The following is a 19,674-nucleotide window of genomic DNA, read 5'->3' on the forward strand; positions in this document are numbered from 1 at the left end:
CATTCAAATTATTCCCATCACATTAATACTCCCCTTTACAATCAATACCCTGGATTCTGCTTCAGGGCCGGAGATCTTACAATCTCGCTTTGGGGTATAGGGAAGAAGTACATGGCATCTGTGAAGGTATGTTTTCTTACCACTACACGTCTGTAAGAGTACTTTCCGGAAGCATCACGCGTGATCTCCATCCCGTGGGTTTCTCTGTTCTCTGTCTCCGGGGCTATTTTCCAACGACGTACATCCCAGAAGCGGTGCTCTTCAAAAGCGAGCTCAGTTCTACGTTCATTTCTGATTACATCCCTCATTTCTTCTCTGGTCATGTTCGCTTTTAAACCGAATAGTCCGTTAGCTCCTGCATCGATCTTTGCCCTTTCCCTTATCTCCTTTAACCATCCGTATACTTCAGCTGATGGTCCGGAATATTCATTAGTTGCTTCTGCAGCATTTAATAATACCTCAGCATATCTCATTAATGTCCATGGCCGGTATAACTCGCTTCCAGACCCTGTACCAAAATTATTCATGCTTTTAAATCTGAAGTATCCCGTAGGCGTACCTGTTGGCCTGTACATTCCGTCATCTATAGCAGACGTAACAGAGCGGTTGGTTGAAACCGGAATCACGCCGGTATAGGTATAAACAGGCTGATCACCAAATGCCCCGCCCATGTAACGGAGAGCTCCGTTGTAGTGAACCGTAAATGTAAGCCGGGGATCTCTGTTTTTGTACATATTGTCGCCATCTGTGTATCCGGAAGCAGGATCACTAATGGGCAATCCGTTCTTCATTCCAAAGGCATCAACCAATTCTTGTGTAGGGACATATTTTGCAGAACCCTGATAGCCATTATTAGTCCCCCTTGAAACAGGGTTCGCGCTATTTTCTACGTAGAAGTTATTCGCCGTATTCTGAGGCTGCCAATATAAGAATACTGCTTCCGGCAGGTCCTGAGGCACATTTTTCAGGAATTGCTCATAGAAGGGAGTAGCCCCGAGGGTATATAGTCTGTAAACGTTAAGACTAATAACCGCTTTCGCTGCATCTGCCGCTTTTTTCCATCGCTCATTATCTGAAGAAGGGTAAGATACATAATGGTCAGGATCGTCAGCTCTGGCTCCTGCATTAAATAAGGGACTTGCCGCATAAAGCAGCACCCTCGATTTCACCGCTAATGCAGTACCTTTCGAAACTCTTAAATTCTCCTGACTGCCAGGCTCAAAGGTAGCTGGTAGTAGGGCTGCAGCAGCATCCAGCTCGCTTACAATATAATTAACACAATCTTCGTAAGAACTTCTCTGCACATCTATCAACTCATCTCCTTCAAATACCTTATCTCCGATCAAAGGTATCCCGCCATAATGCTTTAAGAGCGTGAAATAATACCAGGCCCTTAAAAACCTTACCTGCCCATGCCAAAAGTCTTTTGTTACATTAGTAACGGGCACCTTATCTTTGTTTTTAATATAAATGTTGGCTGCCCTGATCATCTGAAAGCATCTCGTCCAAACATCTTTGTCGGTATTACTTGAGTTGATAGCGCCATTGGATAAGCGGTAAGTGTAAAAGGTGGCAATTGCATTATCATAAAGATTAGGCTCTGCATCATCAGTTGCCGCATCGAGAGGGGTATTACTGTAGCGGCGCGAGTTAAACGACATGCCGATATTTGAATACAAATTATTTAACATTCCCCTTGATCTTATACTATCACTAAACACACCTTCCTCGTCAATAGCTGATAATTTCTTTTGTTCAAGAAAATCCTTTTTACAGGCTGATAATAGAAGAGCTAATGCTAAAGGCAGCATCCAAAGTTCCTTGCTTCTATTCATGTATCTCATTACTTCCGTGATTTAAGATTAAAAACCTAGTTGAACGCCAAAATTGAAATTGGCTGTAAGCGGATAAGCTGCGCCTGTACTGCGACTAGCGATCTCCGCGTCTTGTTGAAACTTACCCATCCTATTAAGGGTAAGCAGATTGTATCCGGAGACATATACCCTGGCATTTTGCACAGCGCGGATCTTTCTTATCCAGGATTGAGGTATCTGGTATCCCACATCCACCGATTTCAATCGAACATACCCCGCATCTACATACCAGAAATCTGAGATCACTGCCGAGGTATTAAATGAATTACCGGCCACTCCAAGCCGCGGATAGGTGGCAGTTGAAGCTGTTTCCGGTGTCCAGCGCTCAAGGTTCCATGGGTTCAAATTCCCTACGAATGCATCGCCTGATCCTACAGATCTAACACGCAAAGAATAGTTAAAAGCGCCTTGAACAAGGGCTCTCACACTAAAACCTTTATAAGAACCTGAAAGTTCAATACCATAAGTTGTTGTAGGAAGATTTGGCCGGGCGAGGTAAGTCATGTCGGCATCGTCAATGATACCGTCCTGATTAAAGTCCTGAAACCGAAGATCCCCCGGTTGAATGGGCACACTGGTTCCTTTCGGAGCAGCAATGCCATTTTTAAGCTTACCAGAAGCATCGAAATCGCTCATTTGGTAAAACCCGATAAAATGATATCCTTGTTCAAGACTCAACTGTCTTCCTGTTTGTGCCTGGTAGGGATAGTTCGGTGCTTCACTTATATAGACTATCTTATTTTTAGCATAAGAGGCATTAGCACTCAATGAATACTTAAAATTACCATTGTTCTTCCTGTAGGTGATCATGCCATCAGCCCCTCTGTTTGATGTAATTCCGATATTCTTTTTGGGCAAGGACTGGCCGATCAGGGAAGGTACACCATTTTGATCGATCAGCTGGTCGTAGCGATAATTGTAGAAATAACTTCCGGTGATAGCGAACTTTCCATTGAACATGTTCGCGTCGATCCCAAGGTCAAACTTCCTCTCCTTCTCCCAGGTGATATTGGGATTTACCAATGAACCTTCTACCGTAGTACCGCCATAATAGTTTGAACCTGTGGTGGTATACTGAATAACCGGATTTGCCTGACTGATGGTACTTGCCGCACTGGTAGTATTTACATCTGTACCTACCAGTCCATAAGATCCCCTTATTTTAAACAGGTCGATAAACGGCAGTGCCTTATGGAAAAACTTCTCCTGCGACAAATTATATCCCCAGGACACAGCAGGGAAGATGCCGTAGCGTTGATCTTTCTGAAAAAGGTCATTTCCATTTCTTGCAATTGTAAAGCCGAGCAAATATTTCTGCTTGAAATCGTAATCCAACCGGCCTGTTGTTGCAAGATAATTTATGGGGATATCGAACTTGTTAATATAGTTCCGGCGGTTCAAAAGAAGAAGCGTATTTATATGATGACCGTTAAAGCTGCGATCATAATTGAGTGAGGCCGTCACAATTGTTGTTGAATTGAAAGCATCACTAGTGTTCGATATACCATAAACGGGAAGTCGGGTGCCTCTCAGAATATAGGAATTGGTAAGAGGATCGTATTTTGCTACCGGCAAACCATTACGTGTAAGATCCCGGCTTTCATTGTTATTACCAGCATAAGAAACAAGGATCTTTGCAGAAAGTCCAGTGGTAATAAAGCCTAATCCTTGATCCGCACCAACCACTATGTTATAGTTATTCTTGATGTCCCTTTTGTATCCGCCATTAGCTAGGCGGTACATCGGATTAATAATGGCATTACTTGTAGTTGAGGCTCCGGGGTAGCTTGAATAGCTGTAAGAACCATTTGGATTTTGTAAGGGCATGGCATAGGGAGCCAGGTAATTATAAGACCCGATCTCGTAGAACAAGCCCTCATCTTCCACAACGCCACCAGGATTATTTACCGTTTCAAAACGGCCATTGACATCAAAACGGATCTTTAGAGTTTTTGTAGGTGTGAAATCAAGGTTGGACCGATAATTATACCTCTTGTAAAAATAGTTGGTATTAACATCCTCCCCTATCGGTTCGTATTGTTTTAAAATACCATTCTGAGAATAAGCTCCAACTGAGGTAAAATACTTTATCAAATTACTTCCTCCGCTTATATCGATATTATATCGACCTTGGGTAGAGGAGTTATTAAGCGTGGCATCAACCCAGTTCACATTAGGGTGCCCGTAAGGGTCAGATCCTTCTTTAAATTTTTGCAGGTCATCAGCAGAAAAAGGTAGCACCGGAGCTTGCGAGCTTCCATAAGCATTATTCAACACGGCTTCATTCCGTAGCAGGGCCGTAGTATAAGCATCTAGGAACTGAGGCATCCTGATCACATTGTTAACACCGGTTTCGGCAGTAAGGTTGATTCGGGGTTTTCCTACCCGGCCTCTTCTTGTGGTGATCACCAACACACCATTCGCTCCTTTTAACCCATAAATTGACGTGGTGGCAGCATCCTTTAAAATAGTAACAGACTCAACCTCGTTCACATTCAATTGCTGAAGCTGACTGTAGTCATATTCCACGTCGTCAACAACAATGAGAGGTTTGTTATCTCCACTTAGAGAGTTAGTGCCGCGAATATAAAAATCAGCAGCGTCCGCACCTGGCTGACCACTGGTCTGCTGAGAGAAAAAGCCTGGCAAACGGCCAACTAAAGTATTCTGGATGCTTGAAGTTGGAACAGTTTTAATCTCCTCTGCCTTAATGGTGCTGACAGCTCCTGTACTGGTAATTCTCTTTTGACGGCCAAAACCCACAATAACGACCTCTTCAAGACCTTTAACATCGGGATTGAGTTGAATAACCTGCCTTCCCTGTGCACTTACATTTACCGTTTGAGCAAGATAACCGACTGTACGGACTATAATTTGGTTTTTGGTTCCGCGAAGCTGTAAGGAGAAATTCCCGTTCAGGTCAGTAATTGTGGTATTCTTTTCCATTCCAACCTCTGCAATCGTTGCTCCAGGCATTGGCTGCCTTTTTTCGTCGATCACATGACCGCTTATTGCTATTTTTTGAGCATATAATGAAGTTGTCTTTCCCAAAAAGACAGACAACAGTAGTATAAAGAGTATTCTCATATCCATTATTGATTTTTAAATTAATGCGACCGCACTAATAGCCCGGGTTTTGCTGCATTTCGGGATTAACCTGAATTTCTTTAATCGCAATGGGTAACAGATACATGGCATCTGTAAAAAATGGTTTAGCAACTTCTTTCAGCGTATAAGTAAAAGTGCCGTTTGTGTTTTTGGTAATAGTGACACCATGAAGGGTTGAACCATATACCGTTTTTGCGATCTTCCAGCGTCGTATGTCCCAGAACCGTTGTTCCTCAAAAGCCAGTTCAACGCGCCGTTCATTTCTGATCGTAGTACGCATTTCTGCTAGTGTTAAACCTGCAGGTAAAGCAGCCGGTGATAATCCAGCTCTCGTGCGTATCTGCTCAACCGCCTGATAAACTGAAACATCCGGTCCTGAATATTCATTCTTTGCCTCCGCATACATCAGTAAAATATCGGCATATCGTATTATTCCCCAGGCTGGTGTAAATCCATTATCTTTATAGATCGTTTTGGAATAAGCCGTAGACTCATCATTATTAGCACAAAACTTTTTTGCATAATATCCGGTGCGGGTTGCGAACAATGTTGCAACAGGCGGAATCATATCCCTGCCCCCCTCAAAAGTTTCAACAGCTCTTCTCAACCACCTTGCACCGTTATAAAAAACGGTTTGATTAAGGCGGGGGTCACGGTTCACATAGGGATTCGCTGGATTGAATCCGGATGCAGGATCGGTTATCATTTTACCGTTCTTCATGGGAAACGCATCTACAAATTCCTGGGTGGGACTAACCCTACCCTCACTGTTCCGTTGATTTACAGTATAGCCAATTGGTCCCATGTAGTAATTATAAAAATCCTCTGTCCGCGAGTCACTCATTCTGAAGAAGATATTTTCATTGTTAGCTCGCTCCGTAACAAGTGTGTAACGGTCTGCTTCAAGAGCAAATAAACCAAGGTCAATAACTTCCTTGGCCGCATCAGCAGCAGCTTTCCAGCGTTCCGCATTGTAGGAGGCATAGCCGGTATAAGACAATTGAGGGGTTGAAGATGGATTAAACAAAGGGCTGGCTGCCAGCAGCAATGTCTTAGATTTAATAGCCAGAGCTATACTCGGGCGCATCCTGCCAAAATTAGGATCTGTCCTTCTCTGTGAGAATGGGGCATCAGGAATTAGCGTGGTTTTAACAGCGTCAAGTTCAGACACGATGTAATTAATACACTCTTCGAAACTATTGCGCTTCAACTTAAATAGCTCCGGATCACTTGGCTTAAATACCTTATCTCCAATAAGGGGAACTCCTCCATATCGCTTAACCAATTCATAATAGAAGTAGGCTCTTAATGCTCTTGCCTCGCTGGCCCGTTGTAGCTTTATCGTTTGATTAGCCCAGGGCACCTTTTCGTAATTCTCAAGAAAAATATTCGCCATTCTTATGGCCGAGTAACTATTAACCCAGTTGTCGTCAAAAGTTAACAAAGGGTTATACCCACCTTCTACTATCTTAGAGGTATTATTCAATGGATTGGTAGGGATAGCATCATCAGAAGCACACTCCAGCGGTACGCCGTTAATCCTCGAATAACCAGTTGGAATCCTGGAATAAATTTTTGAAACCCAGGTTTCTGCAAAGGCTCCAGATTGGTCTGTTGCGTCCCATATATATTCTTCAGTTAAAAGATTGAGCGGTTCTTTTTCAAAGGTCCTTTCACAGGAACTTACAACTAAAAGCAGTAACAGTATGCAGACAATGATCGAATTCTTTTTCATATCCTTTGACCTAATTCTTAAAATTTGACATTAACTCCGAAATTGACCACTTTCATAATCGGATAAGCACTACCCCAGCTTTGAGGATCCATATCATCCCGCATCTTATGAATTTCAGCGAACGTTAACAGATTTAGTCCATTACAAAACACCCTCAAGCCCTGCGCGCGGAACTTCTTGCTAATACCCTGAGGCAGGGTATAACCTATCTCGACATTTTTCAAGCGTACGAAATCGTTGTTTTTCAACCAGAAAGTTGATGTAAGCGTATTATTGTCATTTGTGCCCAACCACACTCTCGGCTGGGTGGCAGTCTCTGAGGTTTCTGGTGTGAAGCGACCGAGATTATATTCGTAAGCCGCATTACGGTTATTACCAAAACCATTCATAAAATCTGCAGTATTCATTGTACCTCCAGCCATATATGATTGGCGGTTCATTGTCCCCTGAATTAAGCTGCTGAAATCGAACCCTTTTATGCTGAAACCCAGTACTAAACCGTAATAAATAGTTGGTTTTCCATTTCCAAAGGTCGACTGGTCATCAGCGTTAATTACGCCATCTGAGTTTTTATCCAGATAGCGGATATCTCCGGGTCTCAGGGCTTGTCTTGAGCCAAAAACCGCGATACTCGGGTCATTGATCTCATCATAGTTTTTAAACAAGCCTGTAGCTGTATACCCGTAAGACATGCCAGCCTGCTTACCTGCACGAAGCTGATAGTCATAGCTCTTAGGAAGTTCGCCACTTACAACTAACTCAGACTGAACCGAAGAAAAATTTCCTGAAATGTGATATTTAAAATTCCTGATTTTGCTTTGCCAGGTTGCTGTAAGATCAGCACCCCAATAATTGATGGCTTGCTGGTTCCTGACAGGAAATGTGGCACCTAAAACAGACGTTGTTATTTCGGATGTCGCAACCAGATCACTGTATTTGTTATAGAAATAATCACCAGTGAAGGTGAAGCGATTATTGAATAAACCAAGATCTAAGCCAGCATTGAATTTCTTTGCCTTCTCAGGGCCCAGATTTGACGTTGCAAGTGCATTCTCACCCGAAGGCCGAACAAGCGAAGAACCCGGACCATACCAATAGCCAAAGGCATTGTCATTGTTCGAGTTACTACTATAGGTTTGGATATAACTGAAGTAATCTCTGCTTACCTGCCCGGTAATTCCATAATTAGCCCTTAATTTCATATTAGAGATTGCCTTAACGTTGTTGCGGAGAAAGTTCTCATTATGAAGGTTCCAGCCCAAGCCTGCAGCCCAGTACGTAGCACCACGCTTCGAAGGTTCAAGCCAGTTATAATGCCCGTAACTTAAGGCACCTTCGGCAAGGTATCTTTCATTGAAACTATAATTAAGTCTTCCGGCATAGGCGGTATAGTTTTCGGGAATATTATTAGAATTAAATAATAAGGTAGATTGCTGGTTCGCCACGGCCAAAGCATTAATACTATGCATACCAAAGGTCCTTTCATATCCCATCGATCCTTCAAAGTAAGTAATCCTATACCGGTCTCTGGCATTTCCCGTATTGCCCTGCTCACTGGTTGTACCGAACTTGGAATACGTTCCATTAGGATTGTATTGATATACCTCAAAGTTCTTCGAACGTTCAGTAGTATAATAATTAGTGTTATTATTTGACCCGCGAACTTTAACAAACAGGCCTTTAGCAACCACATCCAATCGTTGTGTAAGTTCCAGGTCTACCGCCAGATCTCTTACATCCTGAAAGGAGTATCCCCGGCTTACCGCCTGCCCCCAGATATTGGCGTTCTGACCGAAATCGCTTGTCCCCCCGTAGGTTCCGTCAGGATTATAAACGGGATAGGCATTGCTGGGTGTTGTCAGCAATGAACTGAATATACTGCTTACGCCATTAGGCTCGGAAGCCGCAGTGCCACCGGGTTGATTGTAACGCTGCGTACGTCCCAGAACATTTAACTGGACAAATGTTGTTGGGGTAACATCAACACCTAAATTAGAACGCAATTCGTACCTGTCTAACTGGGAATTTGTATTATAAGAATTGATATCACTTGTTCTTAACAAGCCTTGTTCCGTAAGTTTATCAAGGTTGACGAAATAACGGAATCCCTTTCCGCTTCCCTGAAGATTTGCATTGTAACGGGTTATACCAGCGTTCTTTTTCAAAACCGTACTATACCAGTTTACATCGGGATAAAGTGTGGGATCGCTCTGGTTCTTATAAGCATCTATTGCCGCCTGGGAAAACCTTGGAGTAATTTGAGTTAAACCCAGGTTGTTTTGCTGAGCTTCATTATATAACATGGCATATTGCCAGGAATTAAGCGGCTTCGGAAGTGCAGTAGGCGATTCAGAGCCCGTTTGAACGGTGAATGAGATTCTCGGTTTCCCTATATCCCCCTTCTTAGTTACGATGGATAAAATTCCATAAGAAGAACGCTGCCCAAACATTACTGTAGAAAGGGCATCTTTAAGTACTGTAATTGATTCGATCTGCTCAGGAGAAATGGATTGATAACCCCTTTCAACCCCATCGATCAGAATCACCTGTGCCCTTGCCCCACGGATATTAAAGCTCATCCCATTTCCATCTAAGCCCGGGCCACCACTGGTAAAATTAATATTTAGTCCCGCCAATCTTCCAGGTAATGCCTGCAGGAACTGCGGACTCGGTGTTGTAGTTAATTGCTCAGTATATACCGTTGATACTGACTGTAAAAGACGGCTTCGAGCTTGAGTGCCAAACAGAACAGGTTGTAATCCCCCTTTCAACTGTTCTGTTTCAGAAATCTGTCCGTCCCTTTTCAATGCTGAAGAGTCAGGCTCCTGTATCTGAGCAAATGACTGCTGGGCGAAACCCACTGTCAGGAAAAAGGCGGCTATTTTTGAATAAACTTGCCTCATACTATTTTTAGATTTTTTGACTTCGAAATTTGAGTTTCAGACGAAGGCTCATACAATTGCCTATTGCAATCCGCTTGTAAGAGGTCCCTATTCTCATCGATTTTTTAAAAAAGCTGGTTAGTCTGGTACTGCCTTTTTAATGGTAAAGATTTTTAAGAGCTATATTTATGCAGCCCTGCCAAGCTTTTAAGTAAGATTCTCTCATAATTATTCTTTGGTTTATAGATCTGTGTGATTGATACTCATCAATTTATATCTATGACAGCTGCTTTTTAATTCTATACTCAGCTTTCCAAAGAATTCTAAGGATTCCTGAACAAGCAAGGATCAAAAAGAAAAATCAACATGAGCAGAAGTTCACAAACGGAGGATGAACGGAGGGCCTTCCTTCCCTAAAGAAACCATTAGACTATAAAAGCAAAATGTCCGGCTCCCACCGAACATCTTGCTTTTATAGTTTGAAACTTACTAGTTAACGATCAGCTTAGCTGCGAATCGGTCATTTAACAGCAAAGTATAAACTCCTTGTGGCAGGTAGCCATTAACGCGAGCGGAAAGGCTTGCAGAGGCATTTTTATATAACTTCTGAAACCTCAACTGCCCGGACACATCCAATACTTTAAGTTCCACATCTTTGTGCAACCAATCTGCATTAAGATCTACAGTGAAGCTATTATTACTTATTGGATTAGGATAAACGATGACTTCTTTATTTCCTAATGAAGGAAAGTTCTGTTTTGGTAGATCTGTTACCATCAAGGTTCCCTGGCCGCTAACTGGTTCGATACCAAAAACTAAAGACCCTTTGTAGTACACGCAAACGTGAGCGTTCTCACTAAAACTTCCACTTTTATAAGAATAATCATTTAGCTGATTAAATATTGACCAATCAGACTTAGCTATTCTGTACTTTATTTCCCCGGAACTACTAAGAGGGTAAAGCCTTCCTGCAGCAGAGTCTAACTTAATTTCAAAGTATTTGGAAGCGTTAAACTTCGCAGGGTAGATATCCCCAAATGTCCCTTTAACTTTAGAAGTGCCGAGCTTCGCATAATCGATCCAAAAATTTAAACTGGCGTTGCTTTCCGGCGTGAAGAAATATCTTAGCGCCATATCCTTATAATCAATAGGAACGTTTCCTGAATTTTCAAGTTTAAGAACCGTGCTGATCGTATTACTGCCAGCGTCTTTACTCTCGGTGTAAACCTTAACCGCTCTCTGTTCCTCAACTACTCCGGGCTCCTCACCAAACAAGAGAACTCCCTTCCGGTAAAGAGTAATTCGATTGTTTAATCCCAAAACGGTATTTGGGTTGTAAGAGAAATCATTCTCTTCATTAAGACTCTCCCAATTGGTACTAGCCAACCGGGTCTCGATTGGCCCCGAATCAGATCCCGCACTCATCAACCCGGCACTGCTATCAAAACTATATTCAACATAACCCAGGGCATTGCTCCTCGGCTTACCAAGAGTAACATAGCGTGCTTTTATCTTTGCTGATCCCACCTGTGCATAATCGATCCAGGTGTTAATACCTTCAAAATTTTCAGGACTTATCCAGTATCTTAAGGTGAGCTCATTGTACGCCACGGCTAAACTATCATTGTTAGAAATTTTGAAGTAAGGCTTAATCACATTGTTACTTATCGAGTTATCACCATTTCTGTAAAGCACCTTAAGATTTAATGGTCGCACAACAAGTTCCTGCTTAGCAGTGACGGCCTTATACATGGAATTTCCCGGCTGGGTAGCAGTGATTGTAACAGTCCCAGCCCTCAGTATGCGGGCAAGGCCTCCTGATACACTTACTATTTCATTGTCGGAGCTTTGAAATGCTACATTCAACCCAGACGAAGCTGAGGCCTCCAATATAAAATCAGCGTCTCCTGCCTTCTTAATTGTGATGGAAGGAAAGCTTATGCTCTGCTCTTTCTTCAGCACCTTTAAAAGTCTGGATACAGGGAGAGCAGCTGCAAAAAGAGCATTTCCAGTCTGTGTAGCCGTAATGATCGTTTCACCTGCAGAAAGGATACGGAGAGAATCATTAACCACAGCAGCTACAGCAGGATCAGAGCTGGTATAAGAAACGGGTAGTCCAGATGAAGCGAGGGCGGAAAGTTTAAGATCCTGGTCGCCAATCTCCTTTTCTTGAACAAGACTAAATGTAATAACCTGATTTTGCTTGCTGTAGATAGCGCCTATCTCTGCTGCAGAAAGGGCCTTGCTGTATATCCTGAATTCGTCCAGGGAACCTTTCAGTAATGGATCGTTGAACTGTGACTTTCCTAAGTAATTGAGCGAAGTGTTTCCGAGTGCTGAAGGTTTAAGACTCACATTGGTGTTGGTAGCTACAAGACTACCATTAATATACATTCTGCAAGTATTGCCTGACTGAGTTATTGCAAAATGCGTCCAGGAATTCAGAGGCAGAGAGTAGTTGAAACTAAGTTGCTGCTCTGCACTATTATTATTTTTAATCGCATACCTGATAATATTTGCTGTTCCGGCCTGTATGGTGAGGAACATAGAGGATGAAGTTCCTGTACCAAAGTCGAAAACCCTCATCCAGTTAGCTTTGGCATCCATTCTGACCCAGGTTGAGATAGTAAAATCGTTCAGCGAACTGACAATGCCAGGTGGCAAGGTTGCATAAGAATTAGTGCTGCCATCCAGTTTAAGCGCCCTAGCAAATTTTCCGGTATCCCTTAAAGCTCCTGCAGCTAAATTAGCATGACTCGCGCCGTAGCTATCGCGTGCTTTAGATCCCGTTTCTTCGTCAAACCTATAATTCACCAGCTGACCCTGATCCGGTCGCGCTGCGACCTCTACACTTCCCGCATTCTGAATGCTATCACCGGACGCAACAACATAGTAATACGTGGTGCCATTTACGACATTCACATCGGTATAAGCAGGTGTAGTAACCCGTGCAACAGTGGTATAAGGACCGCCGGACGAAGTGGATCTTCCGACTACATAATCCATTTCCGGAATAGCATCCCATTCCAGGATATTTTTCCCATCTCCTTCTGCGGCAAAAACGTTGCTCACCACACTACTCATTACTGTGAGACTTAATGTTACGGTATCTGCAGTGCTCGTGTTAGAAGCAGTAAGACTAACCGGGAATACACCTTGTACCTTGGGAATTCCGGAAATTACTCCTGTAAGGCTATCAATGCTCAAACCGGCAGGAAGACCGCTTGCACTAAAACGTACAGGAGACTTAATGGCAGTTATACTGTAGGTATAAGGCTTGCCCAGGAGCGTAGTATCTGCTTGAGCACTGGTTATAATAACGGGCAATCCTCTTTCGTCTAATAGCTGAACATCGTTGCCATTGCCCCCTTTATACGTGATGCGAAAGCTATAACTACCCAGAGTAAGCAGTGACATTTCAGGAAGATCTTTAAAGATACCGGAAACCGGACTGGTACCTGTATTTTCAATAATGGTGAATATTGAACTTTCCGTCACTTCACCCTGCGCAAGTTTTACAGATAAACGAGGGCCATTGTTCAGCGTTACGCTTCCGCTTACCACGTTATCAGAGAGCTTAGCTGAGGGATTAATATCTGCTACATAGGTTGCATCAGAGTATAGGTTTAAAGATGAAACTGTTAAGGTACCAACAGACATATTTCCAGGTTCAAGCACAGCTCCTGTTCCTGTTCCTGTTCCTATACTTACAGGGGCTGTACTCCTTCCTGTTCCCCCGAAGGATCCGGCTTCCGCAAAAACCGGACTGGTAAAAGTACCGGTAGCAGCATTGTTGTTTAAGAGAAGCGTTCCCTGCTTAACGGTTGTTTTGCCTCCATAACTGCTATTACCTGAGAGGATTAACGTACCGGCACCCACCTTTTCAAAGCTCATCACCGAGCCGTTTACGTTCGAAATATTTCCTGAAAAAGTAGTACTTTGATTTAATGCTCCCACCCTTATCACAGGAGTGCCTCCACCATTACAGCGTATCGCGCCCCTTCCACTTAAAGCTCCAAATTCGATAGTACCTGAACTAAATTGAAGACTTTGAGTATCGTTTCCCGTGTTATCCAGTAACCAAAAAGCTTTAGCACTACCGGACTGCGGAGTTTCAAACCGTGTCCTTGAATTACCGCTCCTGAGTTTAGAGATAAAGGTGCCCTCAAAGGAGCTGTTGTCTCCAAACAGATGAAGCCCTGCGGTTGTATTTCCATCCTGCTCAACAGTACCATTGCCAAGCAGCCTGCCTCTTAAATTCAATGCAGCTCCTGTCTGGAATATGTAGCTCCTTCTTTCATTTTTGATCTCGATATCGTTATAGAGGGTGGCGTCGGAACTTGAATATAATGAGCCTCCGTTCATAATAACTCTCCCTGTACCTAAAGGCCCGGCAGCAGGAAGGGATGGTGTTCCCGTTCCATGACCTGCAATTACAATAGCTTGAGTTGGGGGCCATCCCCCTGCCGTCCCGTTAATGACCGTGTTTCCTGTATAGGTATTATTACCGGAGATGAACAACGAACCCGTGCCGCTACGTGTAATACCTCCGTTACCGCTTATTGGCCCACTCAACGTAATATTTCCGGGACCACTGCTTACATATAATTGCTTATCTAATGTAATTGGAGCACTTAATATCTGGCTTCGTGATGAAGTGTTGACAAGATCATTATGCAATAGCATACTATTTCCGGAAATCGAATAAGAAACAGCATCGCTAGTAAATTGTATTCTTGCTGCCTCCAGGCCCGTAATGTCATTCGTTAAAACAGAATCAGCGGAGGCTAAAAAAGTTAATACTGCAGATTTACCTGGAACCATATCTTCCAGCCAATTAGCAGCCAGGTTTAAAGAATCGCTTAAAGGTGCAGGATTCCATGTTACACTGCTGGCACCAGCCAGGCCGAAAGCTTCAGAAGAGTTTGAACTTTCCTTTGTATTCCCCATAGAAGAAAGCACATAGTAATAGGGTATTCCTGCGGATACCGCCAAATCAGAGTAAGTAGTATCTGAAACTGTTGCAATGGTTGTGAAAGGTCCTCCGCTTACCGATCCTCTTTTTACTTTGTAAGTTACAGCACCTGAAGCAGTATTCCACTGCAGGTCAATTTGCTCAGGTTTATTAACAACTGCAGGCTTAATTGGGATAGCGGGAGGAACCGAGGCAAATACTGCTGCAGAATTAGCACTTTCCAAGTCTCCTGCCAAGGCAGACACAACGTAAAAGTTATCGACTTCAGGCTGTGGCCTTTCATCTATAAACGAGCTCCCGGTAATTCCGGTTTGCAAGGGAATGTAAGGTCCTTCTGCTGAAAGTGCCCGCTTCACTGTATATGAACTTGCCCCCGCAGTGGCAGTCCAGGAAAGAGCGATGCGTGTGGTGTTATTTACCGTTGCCGCCACGTTTACAGGTATCGCCGGAGGGGCACTGCCTGTTACATTTATTACTATTGTTGCATATCCCGATCCCAGGCTATTAACAGCTTCAAGGTTTACAGCATATTTGCCTGTGGTTAGAGGTGTTCCTGAAATAACACCAGTAAGACTGTCAATGTTCAAGCCCTGAGGCAAACCTGCGGCCCTAAAAGTTCCAGGATTACCTGATGCTGTTACTGTGAAATCAAAAGCCGTATTAAGTTTAGCATTTCCAGCTACTCCACTTGTAATTTCGGGTGCACCCGCAGCATTACCTGAAGCTATTTTTAAGTTACTGAAAGTGGCAGAATTTAAAGCTGAAGAGTTATTGGAGATCGTATAGAAACCTATGTACGAATCCTTGAATGTTTGACGGGAAAGTGCCAGATTAGTCCAGTGAGTTCCATCCTGGGAATGATAGGTAAAAATGCGATCGCCAACCCTTTCCAGTTTTAACCACCACGGTACTTTCGGCTGCCAGTGACTTGAGCTGATACCTCCGTTACCGCCTATACCAATGGCTATATATTTAGCATTTGAGGCAAGAGACTCCCGGAGCATTACTCCGCAATTGGAACTTGCTGACGACGTACTTTCTACTTTTACAATAACAGCAACATCTCCTGTAACTCTTTTGAAAGTAAAGTTTAAGGAATTAGCTAAAGAATTTCCGGCTCCTTTAACAATCCATTTTCCTTCATGGTAAACCGCACTTCCTGAAATTCCCGGATTACCAATATCCAAATTAGTCATAAGAGAAACAGGAACTGCATTATCACCGGGGTATACGACCGGAGTTAATGGAGCAGCCTGGGTACTATCGGCGGATTTGAGGTACAAAAAAGACCAACTGTTCTCGCCGAGCAGGGTTCGCATTTGCGTAGTATAGGGGGTAGGAATACCTTTACGGCGAGCATAGGCGTTCTCAATAATGTTATTGAACGGCGAATGCCTGCGGAATCCAGTAGGGATGCCCCAGCTTGTATAGTAAGCCGAGTATCCACCAAAGGGGATAAAAGGAATAGTTCCGGCTGGTGACAGGCTGTATCGATGATAAAGTTCACAAAGAGCCAGCAACCGGTTATCAAGCTCTGAAAACAGATCAATTCCCTGTTTCCACGCAACTTCCGCACTCCAGCCGAGTGCCTGGATCTGTACCCACCAATGATTATCCCGGCCTGTATCTCCAACTTCTCCGTTTGGCAAGCTATTACGCAGCCCTCCCCCGGCATCCATACGGTAAACTTCTATAGCCTCTTTAAAACGAACAGGATCCTTTAGATAAGCTGCAATCCCTATAGCTATTTCAAGCTGAATGGCTCCTTTGTTATGATCCCTTAGAGGTGCAGGCACCCAGGAGTGCGGATAAAGCACGTCGCGAAAATACTCCTCAATATTAGCTGAATTAGCGGCAGTCCAACCTGGAAAAGTACTGCGGAGAATATCAGCCGCAGGAACGAAGTAAGGAATATAATCACCAATATCCAGCATACTCTCATTTCCGCCCCAGCTCGTATTTACCCGTGCCCAGCTGTCAAGCAAATTAGTTGCCTTTCTCGCATAGGCAGAATCTCCTGAAAAGACATACATGAAAGTAAGGTTGTGAATGGCGAGCATATCGCTCTTCCAGGCGTCGTTATTCAAATTTGGCGCACGGGTAACTGTAGCAAAGGGTCCACGCGGAAAATAATCCAGCCTCGACCTGGCATCATTGCGCAAGGCGGTGTAGCCAGTAAGCCAGGGTTCACGATAAATATTGCTTTTTAATTGTGCAATGTCATCTCTCGTGAAGGGAACACCGGGACTAGCAAACTGTATATCCTGGGCGGAAACATGGCTTAGAAAAGTCAGGTGGCATAACAGGAATACTGCCAGCCACCCTAACTTTCTACCTACCTGAAAGATTGGTAATAGTTTACTCATAATCATAGATTTATATATATAATTGGGTTAGTTAAAGTACTCCTGTTATGACAAGAATAGCCGGTATTAATACTCAACTTCTTCAATTTTTATCTTTCGGAATTAAGGAAAGAGTCTTGGCCTGGAGTAAATTCAGGATAAACGATTGAAAAGCTAGTTTCTGCGGCGTTTGATGAATCTGGAAGCCAGGGTCAGTGTTTTGACAAGCCGCTCCTCTTCGTCTTTCTGCAGTGACTCTAACAGGATCTGCATTACATGCATTGACATCTGCTTAACAGGCTGCCGTATTGATGAAACCGGTTGGTCTAATACATCAAATATAGGGAGGTCATCATAAGATGCGATAGATAGCTTCTTCGGGATTTTCGCCTCCATTTCACGAATAATCCTTATTCCAACCAGTGCAAGGTAATGGGTTGAGAAAAATATTGCGTCCAGTTGAGAACTACTTTTCAGGAACTCTTTAATTTCCACCTCCAGAAAGTCCTGTTCATCCACGAAAGCTACTTCTTTTACCAAAGACTCAAGCTGCCTGGCTTTGATAGCATCCATATAGGCCTTGCAACGATCTGTCATCTGCTGCTGCCGGGAATTTGTTGTTATTATCGCCACGTTTTTATTTCCCTGATCTATCAAATCGATAACCGCAGCATAAGTACTTTCATAATTATCAGAAACAACATAACTACAATTTATTTCCGGATAGAACCGGTCAAACAACACTACCGGATAGTTTAAATCCACCAATTCAGTGATCTCCCTTTCAAGTCCGGGTGGTGGCGCTATTATCAGACCATCAACCATTCTATTCCTGAAGAAGTCTAATAATCCCCTGGCAATTTCCGGGTCGTTCTCAGTGCTACCATAAATCACCTTATAGCCGTTTCTAAAGGCAATTTTACCTATATGATAAGCTATCTCTGAAAAAAATACATCTGATATATTTTCCACCAGCAGGCCAATCGTCATCGACTTACCGGTAGAAAGGCTTTTTGCGAGTTGATTCTTCTTATACCCCGTTTTACGCACAAAATCATTTACCAGATCTGTCATTGATTTGCTTATACGCATTTCAGGGCCCTTACCATTCAAAATAAGGGAAACCGTAGTTGCAGAAACACCAAGTTCTTTTGCAATGCTCTTTATAGATGGCTTTTCAGGCATGTCGCAGAGAATATTTAGACTATTTGGTCCTTATGAATGTTATACCCTCCACATGGTCTCCAACATAGAAACCGGCTATATCGGAGGTTTTATACCATGCGGGCTTTTTCATGTCATCCGAAATAAGGAGGCCATTTATCGTTAAATTCTCAAATACTATATCTCTGATGGTCCTGTCTTTATCATAACCACAAATTATCGACGTAACCGAGTTACTCCCGCTGTATGTAATATTTTTAAAAAGGACATTTTCAATACCCCTGCCGGGAGAGGTACAATACTTTTTATTATAGAACACCCTTAGGTTTAACAGCTGCCCTTGCCGGAAGTCTTCCACACGTATATTCTCAAAACGAACTTTTCTTATCAGGTTGCTGTCTCCTGCATTTATTGCAAAGCACCCCTGATAGTCAAGCTGAGCCTCTTTATGATCCAGGATATCAAGATTATTATAAGTGATATTTTCAAGAATTTCCGGAGAAGGGGTGCTGCCATGAGTTCCAATAAGTATCGGGTGGGCTACGTCGGCCCATAGCACGGAGTTTTGAAAGACGATATTGCGGCTCCCACCTTTAAAACCGTGCCGGGTACCATAAACGGTACTACAATCGTCGGAGTTCCTGTTAAAAACACTATCTATCAACACATTATTACTTGCCATTATATTCATTCCATCACCCCACCCAAAGTAACTGATCGTTTTGACATTCCGGATAGTGACGCTGTCAGAGCCTCCCGTTAAACACTGGGTTGAGAAAAGTCCGCTCACAAATACATTTCTCGAATTAGCTATTTTTATTCCCATTTTCACCGCCTGGTCAACCATGCCGCGACCAAGAATCCGTACATTGCGGGCATTTTCAACGAGAAGCTGACCTTTTAGTACAGCTTCTCCATGCACGTATACTGTCTTATTTGAGGGAATCTTAAATTTTCCTCCATCAATTTCATGTATTCCAGGACCGAAATAAATCAGGTTCTTATTTTTCCGATCAGGCACAAAACTCTCTATAGGATTAGCAAATAGATGGAGGTTATGAAAAATATCTCCATTAAACTCTATGGAGATGTTTGAAGGTTTGACAAGCTTAAAAAAAACTGTACTTCCTCGCAGATCCTGAACCATATTGTACGACAGAGGGCGGATGCGGGCCGCCTTAGCATCTCCCTTTGCTAAAGTCACCGCCACTTCAACTTCACCGGCGAAATCGAAATTAGACATAGAAGCTTGTTCTTCACGGTGCATACCATCAACAACATGATCTACTTTTACAAGGTATGTGGGTATCCTTTGCCATTCCCCCCCGGCAGAACGGACCTTCACGGAAAAGGTATTATTTAGAATTGCTCCCTGAGGTGCCTGATAAACTTTTAATTTCGGCTGGGGTTGCTTTTCAGAAAAGCAAAAAGCTGGTGAAGAAATGAATAACAATGCACTAAGAAGCACTGAGAATGAAAGTCTTGCTGAGAAGGGATAAAGGTTATTAGCAAAACGCAGAATTGATCTAATCAATATCATAATACTGTATGTGTGTTTGAACAGTATTATGACAAGCGTTAGATCATATCA

7 protein-coding genes are annotated in these 19,674 nt (G+C 43.1%); all 7 read right to left on the reverse strand.

The features are described from left to right. Positions 1-41 precede the first annotated feature (41 nt). Positions 42-1,844: a RagB/SusD family nutrient uptake outer membrane protein gene (locus tag J4N24_RS00935; RefSeq protein ID WP_207531765.1), complete on the reverse strand. Its 1,803-nt coding sequence runs from the start codon at positions 1,842-1,844 to the stop codon at positions 42-44. A gap of 18 nt (positions 1,845-1,862) precedes the next feature. Beyond that, the gene (locus J4N24_RS00940; RefSeq protein WP_207531766.1) at positions 1,863-4,961 is read right to left on the reverse strand and encodes a SusC/RagA family TonB-linked outer membrane protein; all 3,099 of its coding nucleotides are present in this window, start codon (positions 4,959-4,961) and stop codon (positions 1,863-1,865) included. 34 nt (positions 4,962-4,995) lie between these two features. Further along, the gene (locus tag J4N24_RS00945; RefSeq protein ID WP_207531767.1) at positions 4,996-6,717 is read right to left on the reverse strand and encodes a RagB/SusD family nutrient uptake outer membrane protein; all 1,722 of its coding nucleotides are present in this window, start codon (positions 6,715-6,717) and stop codon (positions 4,996-4,998) included. Between the two features lie 17 nt (positions 6,718-6,734). Further along, on the reverse strand, positions 6,735-9,620 hold the full coding sequence (locus J4N24_RS00950; protein WP_207531768.1) for a SusC/RagA family TonB-linked outer membrane protein: 2,886 nt from the start codon (positions 9,618-9,620) through the stop codon (positions 6,735-6,737). A gap of 468 nt (positions 9,621-10,088) precedes the next feature. After that, the gene (locus J4N24_RS00955) at positions 10,089-16,940 is read right to left on the reverse strand and encodes a cellulose binding domain-containing protein (RefSeq protein WP_207531769.1); all 6,852 of its coding nucleotides are present in this window, start codon (positions 16,938-16,940) and stop codon (positions 10,089-10,091) included. A 153-nt stretch (positions 16,941-17,093) separates the two neighbouring features. Further along, entirely contained in the window at positions 17,094-18,104 is a 1,011-nt protein-coding gene (locus tag J4N24_RS00960; protein ID WP_207531770.1) for a LacI family DNA-binding transcriptional regulator, read from the reverse strand. A 19-nt stretch (positions 18,105-18,123) separates the two neighbouring features. After that, complete coding sequence (locus J4N24_RS00965; RefSeq protein ID WP_207531771.1) at positions 18,124-19,623, reverse strand: glycosyl hydrolase family 28 protein; 1,500 nt, start codon at positions 19,621-19,623, stop codon at positions 18,124-18,126. Positions 19,624-19,674 lie beyond the last annotated feature (51 nt).

The organism is Desertivirga arenae, from assembly GCF_017355785.1.
Taxonomy (GTDB): Bacteria; Bacteroidota; Bacteroidia; order Sphingobacteriales; family Sphingobacteriaceae; genus Desertivirga; species Desertivirga arenae.

Bases quoted from the DNA above. Each gene is read 5' to 3' on its own strand.
- J4N24_RS00935 (WP_207531765.1), bottom strand. From the start codon at position 1,844: ATGAGATACATGAATAGAAGCAAGGAACTTTGGATGCTGCCTTTAGCA.
- J4N24_RS00940 (WP_207531766.1), bottom strand. From the start codon at position 4,961: ATGAGAATACTCTTTATACTACTGTTGTCTGTCTTTTTGGGAAAGACA.
- J4N24_RS00945 (WP_207531767.1), bottom strand. From the start codon at position 6,717: ATGAAAAAGAATTCGATCATTGTCTGCATACTGTTACTGCTTTTAGTT.
- J4N24_RS00950 (WP_207531768.1), bottom strand. From the start codon at position 9,620: ATGAGGCAAGTTTATTCAAAAATAGCCGCCTTTTTCCTGACAGTGGGT.
- J4N24_RS00955 (WP_207531769.1), bottom strand. From the start codon at position 16,940: ATGAGTAAACTATTACCAATCTTTCAGGTAGGTAGAAAGTTAGGGTGG.
- J4N24_RS00960 (WP_207531770.1), bottom strand. From the start codon at position 18,104: ATGCCTGAAAAGCCATCTATAAAGAGCATTGCAAAAGAACTTGGTGTT.
- J4N24_RS00965 (WP_207531771.1), bottom strand. From the start codon at position 19,623: ATGATATTGATTAGATCAATTCTGCGTTTTGCTAATAACCTTTATCCC.